At 73.4% G+C, this 12,526-nt stretch carries 8 protein-coding genes; 7 read left to right on the top strand and 1 reads right to left on the bottom strand.

Annotated features, from left to right (window positions below; translation table 11 throughout):
* The first annotated feature begins 14 nt into the window (after window positions 1-14).
* The 7 genes from ACZ7MG_RS17330 to ACZ7MG_RS17360 all read left to right on the top strand — a co-directional run bounded on the left by ACZ7MG_RS17330 (window position 15) and on the right by ACZ7MG_RS17360 (window position 11,395).
* Window positions 15-1,490, top strand: coding sequence for a hypothetical protein (locus ACZ7MG_RS17330; RefSeq protein WP_471379847.1), 1,476 nt, complete (start codon window positions 15-17; stop codon window positions 1,488-1,490).
* Between the two features lie 35 nt (window positions 1,491-1,525).
* A complete protein-coding gene (locus ACZ7MG_RS17335) occupies window positions 1,526-2,563 on the top strand; it encodes a glutamate ABC transporter substrate-binding protein (protein WP_471379845.1) in 1,038 nt (345 codons plus the stop codon).
* 79 nt (window positions 2,564-2,642) lie between these two features.
* Window positions 2,643-3,968: a hypothetical protein gene (locus tag ACZ7MG_RS17340; protein ID WP_471379844.1), complete on the top strand. Its 1,326-nt coding sequence runs from the start codon at window positions 2,643-2,645 to the stop codon at window positions 3,966-3,968.
* Entirely contained in the window at window positions 3,965-6,733 is a 2,769-nt protein-coding gene (locus ACZ7MG_RS17345; RefSeq protein ID WP_471379842.1) for a serine/threonine-protein kinase, read from the top strand. The genes ACZ7MG_RS17340 and ACZ7MG_RS17345 overlap by 4 nt, the downstream gene beginning before the upstream one ends.
* Window positions 6,734-8,053, top strand: a complete 1,320-nt coding sequence (locus ACZ7MG_RS17350; protein ID WP_471379840.1) for a PP2C family serine/threonine-protein phosphatase — start codon at window positions 6,734-6,736, stop codon at window positions 8,051-8,053.
* Window positions 8,054-8,162: 109 nt separating this feature from the next.
* Window positions 8,163-9,509, top strand: coding sequence for a vWA domain-containing protein (locus ACZ7MG_RS17355; RefSeq protein WP_471379838.1), 1,347 nt, complete (start codon window positions 8,163-8,165; stop codon window positions 9,507-9,509).
* A gap of 71 nt (window positions 9,510-9,580) precedes the next feature.
* Window positions 9,581-11,395, top strand: a complete 1,815-nt coding sequence (locus ACZ7MG_RS17360) for an FHA domain-containing protein (protein WP_471379837.1) — start codon at window positions 9,581-9,583, stop codon at window positions 11,393-11,395.
* Window positions 11,396-11,508: 113 nt separating this feature from the next.
* On the opposite strand, the gene ACZ7MG_RS17365 is transcribed toward ACZ7MG_RS17360, so the two are convergent.
* Complete coding sequence (locus tag ACZ7MG_RS17365) at window positions 11,509-12,489, bottom strand: methyltransferase domain-containing protein (RefSeq protein WP_471379836.1); 981 nt, start codon at window positions 12,487-12,489, stop codon at window positions 11,509-11,511.
* Between the last annotated feature and the right edge of the window lie 37 nt (window positions 12,490-12,526).

Below are 12,526 nucleotides of genomic sequence, written 5' to 3' on the forward strand. Positions count from 1 at the left end.
CAGGGGGAGGTCAGGTGACATTCACGCCGGAGGGCAGCAAGGCACCGACGGCACCACCCGCGGGCCCGGGCCCCGCCGTGCCGCCACAGGCCGCGCCCGCGTCCAGGCCGCCCCTGCCGCCCCCGGCCCCGGACGGCGGCCCGCCCCGCCGGACGGCGTTCGCGGAGGGCGTCGACCAGCTGCGCGCCGCCGCCACCACCGAGCCGGGCCGGCTGCGCATCATCGGGGCCGTTCTCGCCCTCCTGGTCGTGGCGTTCGGCTCGGTCACCGCCTGGCAGATGAACGACCGCGCGTCCGCCGCCGACGACGTGCTGCACGGCAGCCAGCCCCTCAGCTCCGCCGCGGCCGACATCTACAGTTCCCTCGCCGACGCCAACACCGCGGCCTCCAGCGGCTTCCTCGCGGGCGGGCAGGAGACCGCGGAGTCCCGCGACAAGTACGAGGAGGAGATCAAGGAGGCCGCCGACAACCTGGCGACCGCCGCCTCCGCCTCGGAACCCGGCTCGGAGTCGGAGAAGCTCGTCTCCGAACTGAACGCCCTGCTGCCCGAGTACAAGGGCCTCGTCGAACGCGCCCGCGCCAACAACCGCCTGGGCTACCCGCTGGGCGGCGCCTATCTGCGCTACGCGAACGACAAGATGCAGAACGTCATGCTGCTGAAGGCCAAGAAGGTCTACGACAACGAGAACGCGCGGCTCCGTGACGACTACGCGGACGCCACCTCGTACCCGTGGGCCGCGATCGGTCTCGGCGTCGTCGCCATCGGTGGCCTGGTCTGGGCCCAGCGGCGCAACTACCGGCGCACCAACCGGGTGTTGAACCACGGCCTGGTCGCGGCGACGGCCGCCTCCACGGTCGTCCTGCTGTGGCTGACCGCCGGCCACACCCTGGCCCGCTCGGGGCTGAACGACTCCTACGACAACGGCGTGCGCTCCCTGACCGTGCTGAACGACGCGCGGATCGCCTCCCTCACCGCCCGGGGCAACGAGAACCTGACGTTGATCAGCCGGGGCGCGGAGACCGAGAAGAACGCGAAGGGCGACGTCGTGGACAAGTTCGACCTTCAGTTCGACGCCAATATGGCAGCGCTCAAAAGCCAGTTGGCCGACGCCGAGAACCTCGCCGACGACGTCGGTGGCGAGAAGCCCCTGAAGGCCGCGGGGGCCGGTATGGAGGAGTGGCTCGACCGGCACGGCAACGCCCGCGCCGCCGACGACCAGGGCGACTACCAGTGCGCCCTCGACCAGGTGATCGGCGGCGAGTCCACCCCCGATTGCCGCAATGGTGACAAGCCGACCGGCGAGTGCTTCGAAGAGGTCGACACGAACCTCAAGATCGCGAGCGAGTACGAGAAGAACGAGTTCAGACTGGCGGCACAGGATGGCCGCGACGCGATGCTCGGCCTCCCCGTGGGCGCCGCGGTCCTGGCCGTGCTGGGCGCCGCGGGCGCGGTGCTCGGCATCGGACGCAGGCTCTCGGAGTACCGGTGACGACGGCGGGAGGAGACTCGGTGCAAGGAGGAGCGATGCATGCGGTACGACGTCTGCGGGCCGGTCTCCGGGGCTGGGGCGGCGTGGGCGCGATGGCGGTCCTCTGCGCCCTGACCGTGGTCTTCGCCCTGGTGCTGCCGGTCAAGGGCACCCGCGGCGACGGCACGACGGCCACCGGCGGCCAGGGGGTGGCCCGGGGCACCCAGGCCCGGGCGGACGAGTGCGACACCATGAAGGACCCGGAGAACCAGAGCCTGAGGCCCTCCTCCGACGCGTCCGCCAAGGCGATCGAGCACATCGAGAAGAACGACTACATCACGGTCGGCGTCGACCAGAACAGCTTCCGCTGGGGCTACCGCGATCCGAACAGCACGACCGCGGGTGCCGAGTTGGAGGGCTTCGACATCGACCTGGCGCACCGCATCGCCGAGGAGATTCTCGGCGACCCGAGCAAGGTGCGGTTCAAGGCGATTCCCACCAGCCGGCGCATCCCCGCACTCCAGGAGGGGGAGGTCGACATGGTGGTCCGCACCATGACGATCAGCTGTGACCGTATGAAGGAAGTCGCCTTCTCCCAGCCGTACTTCAAGACCGGCCAGCAGGTCCTCGCCCCCAGGACGTCGACGATCAAGGGCTATGACAAGACCCTGGCGGACAAGAAGATCTGCTCGGCCAGCGGCTCCACCGCCCTGGACACACTGAGCGCCGACCAGGATTCGGGCAAGCTGCCCGCCTCCGCGGACATCAAGTCCGTCAACCCGCCCAATCAACTCGACTGCCTGGTAAGGCTCCAGCTCGGCGAGGTCGACGCCGTGGTCACCGACGGCGCGCTCGCCGCGAGCCAGGCGGCGCAGGATCCGACGGTGAAGCTGACGGGCGAGCCGTTCACCACCGAGTACTACGGCGTGGCGATGAACAAGGACGCGACGGATCTGGTACGCCGGGTCAACCAGGTACTGGTGGACTACCTCAAGGACGGCTGGCAGGACTCGTACGACACCTGGCTGTCCGGGACGCTCGGCGACAACTCGGCGAACTCCCGGCCGCCTTCCCCCCAGCAGTACAGCGACTGACGTACCGGACTGACGTACCGGACTGACGTAGAAGGACCGCTTTCCACTGACGGACACCGACAGCAGCGAGAGGTGATCGATGGGCGTCGCGGGATCCACGGGGCCGGTGATGGACCGGGACGATGTGGACCGTGCGCTCGCGCGGCTCGGCGCGGAGCACGAGGCCATCGAGACCTCGCTGCTCGCCCTGCAGGACCACGCGGGCCGCAGGCTGCTGGAAGGCGCCGAGCTGACCGGCGTCACCAAGGAGCGCTGGACGTCCGCGGACGCGTCGATCACGCTGCTGTGGGCGTACTTCGACGCGTACTCGGACGCGTTGCGCTCCGCCCGGGAGATCCGTTCGCGGCGCCGCTGGTCCAGCCGTGAGGACCTGGTGGAGCTGACGGAGCTGCTGCGCGGCGAGGCCGTCACGGTCGCCGGCTCCGCGACGGCGATGGCGAACGCGCCGACACTGCAGGGCACCAGCCGCCTCAGCGAGCAGTTCTCGCTGGTCACCCTCGTGGACCGGATGAACGACCTGTACGCGTCCTCGCTGGACATGGTCGTGGCCGCCGACGCGGTGTGGTCCGCGCTGCCCGCCCGGATCGATTTACTGGCCGCCGAGCTCCAGCGCACCCGCCAGCTCGCGCACTCCGTGGGCGTACGCCCCGGCGAGCACCCGTCCGGCGACGATCTGGAACGGATCACCCGCACCCTGACCCGGCTGCGTGAGCAGGTCGTCTCCGACCCGCTGGCCTTCTGGGTGCCCGCGCCGGGCAGTTCGGCCCCCGGCGGCGGCCGCCCGGACACCACGACGTACGACCGCGAGGCGCGCGCCCTGGAGGACGTACGGCGGGAGATCGACGCCGTGCTGACGGTCCGCCAGGACGCCGAGTCGCGGCTGGTGAAGCTGCGGGACGTGCTCAGCCGCGCGGACCGTACGCTCGCCGAGGCGCGCAGCGCGCGCGGTGAGGTGCTGGCGAAGATCGCCGCGACCGAGGTGCCCGTGGTGAGCGGCCCGCCGACCGTGCTCCAGGAGCAGTTGGCGCTGGCGGCCGAGTACCGCAGACACGCGCAGTGGCACCGGCTGTCCCCGCTCCTGGAGTCCCTGGAGCAGAAGGCGGACGACGAACTGCTGCGCGCCCGCGAGTCGTTGACGGCGGTCACCGCGCCGCTGGCGGTGCGCGCGGAGCTGCGCGGCCGGCTCGACGCGTACAAGGCGAAGGTCGCCCGGCACGGCTTCGCGGAGGACTCGCTGCTGGTCGAGCGGTACGACGCGGCCCGCCGCATGCTGTGGAGCGCCCCCTGCGACCTGCGCGTCGCCGAGATGGCGGTGCTGCGCTACCAGCAGGCGGTCGCCGAGCTGCTGGGCCAGTCGGTACCCGTGCGGCGGGCACCCCAGGACCGCAGGGAGGAGCAGTCGTGAGCCAGACGGAGGAGAGCCCGGCGGGCGAGGGCCTGACGGGCGAGGGCCTGACGGGCGGAGGGCCCGCAGCAGCGGGCCCCGCAGGAGAAGGCCCCGCGGGCGAGGGCGGGCCCGGCGCGGAGGCGTCGCGGCAGTCGTGTCAGCGGCCCGGCTGCTCGGGCGCTTACGAGGACATGGGCGGCGGCGAGCTGTACTGCGACGAGTGCGGTCTGGCGCCGGTCGTCTCGGCGAGCGGCATGGTCGTCTCCCCGCCCACCGGCATCACCGGGGGCGGCAGGGGCTCGCGCGGCTCCGGTTCCAGCAGTTCACGCTCCTCGCGCACCTCCGGGCGCTCCTCGCAGTCCCGGCGCTCGGTCTCGGGCCGGCTCTCGCGCGCCCTGTCGGGCAGCTCGACGGGCCGCTCGGTGTCGGTACGCAGCTCCGGCAAGACCGCCGGTTCCTCGGGGCGGGCCCGGCTCGGCGTCGGTCTCGTCCAGGTCCCGGACGTACCGCGCCCGGACCCGCGTTCGATGGTGCTGGATACCGCCGAGGTGCCCGAGCGGAAGCGGTTCTGCTCGCGCTCCGACTGCGGGGCGCCGGTCGGACGGGCGCGCGGGGAGCGGCCGGGGCGCACGGAGGGCTTCTGCACCAAGTGCGGCCACCCGTACTCGTTCGTGCCGAAGCTGCACGCGGGCGACATCGTGCGCGGCCAGTACGAGGTGGTGGGCTGTCTCGCGCACGGCGGTCTGGGCTGGATCTATCTGGCCATCGACCGGGCGGTCTCGGACCGCTGGGTGGTCCTGAAGGGCCTGCTGGACACCGGCGACCAGGACGCGATGGCCGCCGCGATCTCCGAGCGGCGCTTCCTCGCCGAGATCGAGCACTCCAACATCGTCCGCATCTACAACTTCGTCGAGCACCTCGACCAGCGCACCGGCTCGCTGGACGGGTACATCGTCATGGAGTACGTCGGCGGCAAGTCGCTGAAGGAGATCGCCAACGGCCGCCGTACGACGGACGGCCGCCGCGATCCGCTCCCGGTCGAGCAGGCGTGCGCGTACGGCATCGAGGCGCTGGAGGCGCTCGGGCATCTGCACAGCCGCAACCTGCTGTACTGCGACTTCAAGGTCGACAACGCGATCCAGACCGAGGACCAGCTCAAGCTGATCGACATGGGCGCGGTGCGCAGGATGGACGACGACGAGTCGGCCATCTACGGCACGGTCGGCTACCAGGCGCCCGAAGTCGCCGACGTGGGGCCCTCGGTGGCCTCCGACCTGTACACGGTCGCCCGGACGCTCGCGGTCCTCACCTTCGACTTCCAGGGCTACACGAACGTCTTCGTGGACTCCCTGCCCGACCCCGACAACATCGAGGTCTTCCGCCAGTACGAGTCCTTCTACCGGCTGCTGGTACGGGCCACCGACCCCGACCCGGCCCGCCGGTTCGCCTCCGCGCAGGAGATGTCGGAGCAGCTGACGGGTGTGCTGCGGGAGGTCGTCTCCCTGCAGACGGGCCGGGCCCGGCCCGCCCTGTCGACGATATTCGGCCCCGAGGTGCGGGTCACCGACACGGAGCTGTTCGCGAAGCTGGACGGGGATGTGTCCCGGCTGGGGGTGCGGCGCGACAAGGTCGGCGGAAAGAACGGTGGTTCGACTTCCGGTTCGCTTTTCGGTTCCCTTGCCGGGAACGGCGGTTCGCCTTCCGGTACGTCTCCGCTGCTGAGCGGTGGCGTGGCCGTCCCCGCGCGGCTCACCCGGGAGCTGGACACCGCCGCCGCGGCCCTCGCACTGCCCGTCCCGCGCGTGGACCCGGGGGACCCGAACGCCGGGTTCCTGGCGGGGCTGATGACCTCCGCGCCGACCGAGCTGATCACGGCGCTGCACGCGGCGCCCAGCGGCTCCCTGGAGCTGCGGCTGCGGGAGCTGCGGGCCCGGCTGGAGATGGCCGAGTTCACCATCGCGCTCGCCACCCTGGACGCCCTGGAGCGGGACCACCCCGACGACTGGCGCGTGGTCTGGTACCGGGGCGTGGCCGCGCTCGCCACCGGCGACCACGAGAACGCCGCGCTGTCCTTCGACGCGATCTACGACGCCTTCCCGGGCGAGCCGGCCCCCAAGCTGGCCCTCGGCCTGTGCGCCGAGGTGCTCGGACAGCTGGACAACGCCGCCGAGTACTACCGCCTGGTGTGGACGACCGACCCCAGCTTCGTCAGCGCCGCGTTCGGGCTCGCCCGGGTCCGCCTGACCGCCGGGGACCGCCACAACGCCGTGCACACCCTGGAGTCCGTACCGGAGGCGTCCATCCACTACACGGCCGCCCGGGTCGCCGCCGTACGGGCCCGGCTCAGACACCGCACGGAGGCGACACCGGGGGCGCCCGCCGTGGGGGCCGGAGCCGGAACCGTGACGTCCGCAACCGTGCCGTCCGGAGCCTCGCCGGACGTGGCGTCCGGAGCCGCGCCGGACGCGCCGTTCCTGGACGATCTGACGGCGGCCGCCGGGCAGGTGGAGGCGCTGGGCGGGTACGGTCTGGACGCGGTGCGCCGTGAGCAGTTGTCCACAGAGGTCCTTGGCTGCGCCCTGGACTGGGTACTCTCCGGTGGCCGGGGTGCCGCACCCTCGGCCGGTGAGCGGATGCTGCTCGGCAGCGCGCTGGACGAGCGCGGCCTCCGCTTCGGACTGGAGCGGTCGTACCGCACACTGGCCCGGCTCGCCCAAGGCGGCGAGGAGAGGATCGACCTGGTGGAACGTGCCAACCGTTACCGCCCCCGGACGTGGGTGTAGTTGATGTCGCAGATGCCCCAGCCGACCGCGCTGACGAAGTGCCCGATCTGCGAGTGGCCCCTCGCTTCGGACGACCGCTTCTGCGGTGCGTGCGGCCATGACCTCTCGGCGGTGCCCGCACCGCCGGAGGACCACCCGACGATCACCATGAACGGCACGGCGGGCGACCCGCCCGACGAGGCCGCGCCCGTGGACTGGCCCGTCGCCTCCGAGCCCAGCACCGACACGCCCCCGCCGGTGGTCCGTCCCACGGACCTCCAGGGCACCGACTCCGGCGGCGGTGAACTGCCCGGTCCGGGGCGGGGCGTACGGTTCGACCGGCCCCGTGAGCCCGACGAGTACCCGCTCGCCGCGCCCCAGCCGCCGGACCCGCGCACCGCCGACCTCGCCACCCCGCCGGCCGGTACGAAGGTGTGCGTGGCCTGCCGCGCGGGCCGGGTCGACCGGGACGGCTACTGCGAGAACTGCGGGCACGCACAGCCCCGCGAACGCGACCACATGGAGCTGGAGTTGGGCGCGGTCGCCGCGGTCAGCGACCGGGGCCTGCGGCACCACCGCAACGAGGACGCGTTCGCGATCTCCTCGACCGCGCTGCCCGACGGCTCCCCCGCCGTCGTCGCGATCGTCTGCGACGGCGTGTCCTCCGCGACCCGCCCCGACGACGCCTCGCTCGCCGCCGCCCGCGCCGCCAACGAGACGGTGCTGGGCGCCCTGCCCCGCGGCACCCACCCCCAACAGGCCATGCACGACGCGATCGTCGCCGCCGCGGGCGCCGTCAACGCCCTGGCGGAGGAGCCGGAGACGGCCCAGGAGCACGCCCCGCACCAGAACGCGCCGGCGTGCACCATCGTCGGCTCGATCGTCACCCCGAGCCTGCTCGTCGTCGGCTGGGTCGGCGACAGCCGCGCCTACTGGGTCCCGGTGGACCGCAGCGCGCCCCCGGCCCGCCTCACCGAGGACGACTCATGGGCGGCACAGATGGTGTCCGCGGGACTGATGAGCGAGGCCGAGGCGTACGCCGACGAGCGCGCCCACGCGATCACCGGCTGGCTCGGCGCGGACGCGTACGAACTGGAGCCGCACACCGCTTCCTTCAAACCGGACCGGCCGGGTGTAGTGGTGGTGTGCACCGACGGACTGTGGAACTACGCGGAGGCCGCCGAGGAGATGGCCGAGGCCGTGCCCCTCGACGCGGCCGGGCGACCGCTGCACTGCGCGCAGGTTCTGGTCGGCCGGGCGCTCGACGGCGGGGGCCACGACAACGTAACAGTGGCGGTCCTGCCGTTCCCGGCCCCTCCTCAGGGGGCAGGATCGGCCTGAGCACCCGGCCCGTGAGGACCGGAGGGGACCGGTCCGGCAGGGGCACGACAGGCATCACCCCACGTGCCGTGGGGCCATCAGTGGGGCTGCTAGGGGGATCTGAGTAGGCATGGCCAATTTCTCGAAGTCGAACGTGCCGCAGTTCTCGGTCGAGGTGTACCAGAACGAGTACCTGCCCGAGGGCGGCCGCGAGGTCAACGCCATCGTGACGGTCAGCGCGACGGGGGGCGGCACCATCGGCAGCGCGGTCGCCGCGCCGCACCTCTACTCGCCCGGCCAGGGCCCGTCCGCCGCCGTGGCGCTCATGGTCGACTGCTCGGGGTCGATGGACTACCCGCCGACCAAGATGCGCAACGCCCGGGACGCCACGGCCGCCGCGATCGACACCCTGCGCGACGGCGTCCACTTCGCGGTGATCGACGGCACCCATGTGGCCCGTGAGGTCTACCCGGGAGGCGGCCGGCTCGCGGTCGCCGACTCCGCCACCCGGGACCAGGCCAAACAGGCGCTGCGCAGACTCAGCGCGGGCGGCGGCACCGCGATCGGCACCTGGCTCAAGCTCGCGGACCGGCTGCTCGCCTCGGCGGACGTCGCCATCCGCCACGGCATCCTGCTCACCGACGGCCGCAACGAGCACGAGTCGCCGGAGGACCTGAAGGCCGCGCTGGACGCCTGTGCCGGACGGTTCACGTGTGACGCGCGTGGAGTGGGCACCGACTGGGAGGTGAAGGAGGTCACGGGGATCGCCTCCGCCCTCCTCGGCACCGCCGACATCGTCGCCGACCCGGCCGCCCTGTCCGCCGACTTCACGCAGATGATGGAGGCGGCCATGGGCAAGGAGGTCGCGGACGTCGCGCTGCGGCTGTGGACCCCGGTCGGCACGCGGATCAAGTTCGTGAAGCAAGTGGCGCCCACGGTCGAGCAGTTGACCGACCGTCGCACGGAGGCCGGGCCCCGCGCGGGCGACTACCCGACCGGCTCGTGGGGCGACGAGTCGCGCGACTACCACGTGTGTGTCGAGGTCCCGGCCGCCGACGTCGGCCAGGAGATGCTGGCCGCCCGCGTCTCCCTCGTCATCCCGCAGCCCGACGGGTCCGTCCAGAACCTCGGCGCCCAGGGTCTGGTGAAGGCGATGTGGACCGACGACATGGTCGCGTCCACGTCGATCAACCCCCAGGTCGCGCACTACACGGGTCAGGCCGAACTGGCACAAGTCATCCAGCAAGGTTTGGATGCCCGTAAATCGGGTGATTTCGACGGAGCAACGGCCAAGCTGGGACGGGCCGTTCAGCTCGCCAGCGCGTCGGGGAACGCGGATACTGCGAAACTGCTTGCGAAGGTGGTGGACGTGGTCGACGCGGCGACAGGTACTGTGCGACTGAAGGCGAAGGTCACGGAGGCCGACGAGATGACTCTCGAAACCCGGTCGACAAAGACTGTTCGTGTAAAGAAGTAGGCAGCCACACCGGCCCGTCGCGGCCACAGGAACCGGCCGCGAGGTCGGAAAGGAGAGGGGGAAGCGCCGACATGCCGACCTGCCCGAACGGACACCAGTCGGGTTCCGACGACTGGTGCGAGGTCTGCGGTCACCGTATGGCCGGTGCCGTGCCCCCGCCGCCACCACCGCCGCCCCCGGGCGCCGGTGCCGTGCCCCCGCCGCCACCACCGCCGCCCCCGGGCGCCGGTTACGGATACCCGCCGCCCGGCTCCCCGCCCCCGCCTCCCGGCCCCGGTGGCCCTGGGGGCCCCGGTGGACGCCCGCACCTCGCCGCCGAGCCGGAGCTCTGCCCGCAGTGCCGCACGCCCCGCGAGGGCGGCGCGCCCTTCTGCGAGGAGTGCCGGTGGAACTTCCTGACCAACACCGCGACGACCTACACCCCGGCCGCGCCCCGACCGTCGGCACCCGGTCCCGGCGGTCCCGGTCAGGGCCCCGGTCCCGGTGGCCCCGGCCCTGGTCCCGGCGCCGGTGGGAACCCCGCGCTCCGGTTCCAGCAGCCGCCCCCGCCGTCCTACGGTGGCGGTGACGGGTACGACTACCAGAGCTCCCGCCCCTCGCAGATGAACCGTCCCGCCGAGCCGATCCCCCCGGGACCGCCCTTCGGCGGCGACCCCTCGGGCCCGGGCGGCCCCGGAGGACCCGGCGGTAACGGCGGCTTCGGCGGCCCTGGCGGCCCCGGCCCCGGAGGCCCAGGTGGCCCCGGTGGACATGGCGGTCAGGGTCCCGGCGGACCCGGCCGTCCTTATGGACCCGGTGGACCCGGCGGCCCGTCGGGTCCGGGAGGTCCCTCCGGGTTCGGCGGCGGGCCTTCGGGTCAGCCCGGTCAGCCCGGTCCGGGGCAGCCCGGCCCGTCCGCGTTCGGCGGCGACCCCTCGCGACCCGGCGGCCCGTCCGGTCCGTCCGGCTTCGGCGGCGACCCCTCGCGGCCCGGCCCCTCGGCCTTCGGCGGCGACCCCGCACGCCCCGGGCCCTCGGGCTTCGGCGGCGACCCCTCGCGCCCCGTTCCGCCACCGCCCGGCCCCACGCCGGGTGGACCTGGCGGCCCCGGTGGACCCGGCGGTCCGGGTGGTCCCGGATTCCCCGGCGGCCCCGGTGGTCAAGGTCCCGGTGGCGGTCAGGGCGGCCCCGGCGGGGCTCCGCAGGCGTTCCAGCAGGCCGGGGCGGGCGCTCCGCCCGGCTTCCCGCAGGAGACCCGGCGACCCCAGCCCGGTGGCCCCGGTCCCGGCCCCGGCGGTCAGGGTCCCGGCGGCGGCCCCTCCTTCGGTGGCGACGACGACTGGGTGATCTCCCCGCCGTCGACCGGCCCCGGCAGTCCGGGCGGTCCCGGTCCCGGCGGACCCGGTGGTCCCGGCGGTGCGGGCGCCCGCCCCGGCGGTTACGGCTACCCGCAGCCCGGTGCCACCCAGGCCCCGCCCGGCCCCGCGTACCCGCAGGCGCCGACGACCTGGAGCGCGACCATCGGCCCTGACCGCGACTACTTCATGGCGATGATGCAGCGCTCGGGCCCCGAGGCGGCGGGCCTGAACCTGCCCGCGTACTCCCCGGAGCAGCGTCGCGCCCTCACCGGCAGCCAGATCACCATCGGGCGCCGCCGCCACTCCACCGGCGACACCCCCGACATCGATCTCTCGGTGCCGCCGGAGGACCCGGGCGTCTCCCACCAGCACGCGGTGCTCGTCCAGCAGCCCGACGGCAGCTGGGCGGTCGTCGACCAGAACTCCACGAACGGCACCACGGTCAACAACTCCGAGGAGCCCATCCAGCCCTTCGTCCCGATCCCCCTCCAGGACGGGGACCGGGTCCACGTGGGCGCGTGGACGACGATCACCATCCGCCGGGGCTGACCCGCCCCGCGACAGCACGACGACTCAGGGCCGGCCGGGCGACTTCGGCCGGCCCTGAGCCGTGCCGCGAGCGCCGGCCGGTCCCCACGCCCCCGTCCCCCACGCCCCGACCGTCACGGCAGGGGCCAGGCGTACGCCCCCTCGGGGTCGTCCAGCCAGGCCCAGGCACGGTCGCCGCGGACCGTGATGCCGTAACGCTCACGGGACGGCATGCCCTCGCGCTGCCACAAGGCGAGCGCCTCGTGCGGGTCGAGGCTGCCCGCCGTCAGGGCCAGCAGGAAGCGGAACAGCTCGTGGTCCCTGGCCCGGTGCGGCAGCCCGCCGAGATGCGGATGCACCACCTCCGGCTCGCTTCCCCCGCGCAGGGGCACGAAGTACGCCGACGTGTGCAGGAAGCGCCCCTCGGCATGCTCGGCGTCCTCGACCCGCAGCCGTACCAGCCCCGTGGCCAGCGGGGTCAGGATGCGCGCGCCGGGGGTGCACTGGGCGAGCCAGGCGCGCGGGATCGAGTGCAGCGTGCAGGTCGCGATGATCCGGTCGTACGGCGCCCGCTCGGGCACTCCGCGCGCCCCGTCCCCGGTGACGACGGTCGGGTGGTACCCGGCGGCGTCCAGATGCCTGCGCGCCGCCTCGGTGATGTCGGCGTCCAGGTCGACGGTGGTGACCAGGTCGTCCCCCAGCCGGTGCGCCAGCAGCGCGGCGTTGTATCCGGTGCCGGCGCCGATCTCCAGCACCCGGTCGCCGTCCGCCACCTCCAGCTCGGCCAGCATCTTCGCCATCAGCGACGGTTGGCTGCTGGAGGAGATCAGCTCCCCGTCCCGCACCCGCGTGGCGAGCGGGGCGTCGGCGTACGCGCCCCGCACCCAGCGCGCACGCCGCCCGGGGTCGCGTTCCTCGCCCCACAGCCGCTCGAAACCGCCCACGCCGCTCACGTAGTAGTACGGCACGAAGAGATGCCGGGGCACGCTCTCGAACGCCTTCCGCCACTCCGGGTCGGCGTCCCACGCCCCGCTCGCCTCGATCTCCCGCACCAGCGCCGACCTCGCCTCGGCGGCGAGGCGTTCCAGATCGTGGTCCACAGCGTGCGAGCCCATACCTCCACTGTGCGGCCGGACGCCCCCGGAGGCGAGC

This window comes from Streptomyces sp. NPDC107538 (assembly GCF_055657445.1).

Coding starts and splice junctions, on each gene's coding strand:
- ACZ7MG_RS17335 (WP_471379845.1), top strand. CDS start 1,526: ATGCATGCGGTACGACGTCTGCGGGCCGGTCTCCGGGGCTGGGGCGGC.
- ACZ7MG_RS17340 (WP_471379844.1), top strand. CDS start 2,643: ATGGGCGTCGCGGGATCCACGGGGCCGGTGATGGACCGGGACGATGTG.
- ACZ7MG_RS17355 (WP_471379838.1), top strand. CDS start 8,163: ATGGCCAATTTCTCGAAGTCGAACGTGCCGCAGTTCTCGGTCGAGGTG.
- ACZ7MG_RS17360 (WP_471379837.1), top strand. CDS start 9,581: ATGCCGACCTGCCCGAACGGACACCAGTCGGGTTCCGACGACTGGTGC.
- ACZ7MG_RS17365 (WP_471379836.1), bottom strand. CDS start 12,489: ATGGGCTCGCACGCTGTGGACCACGATCTGGAACGCCTCGCCGCCGAG.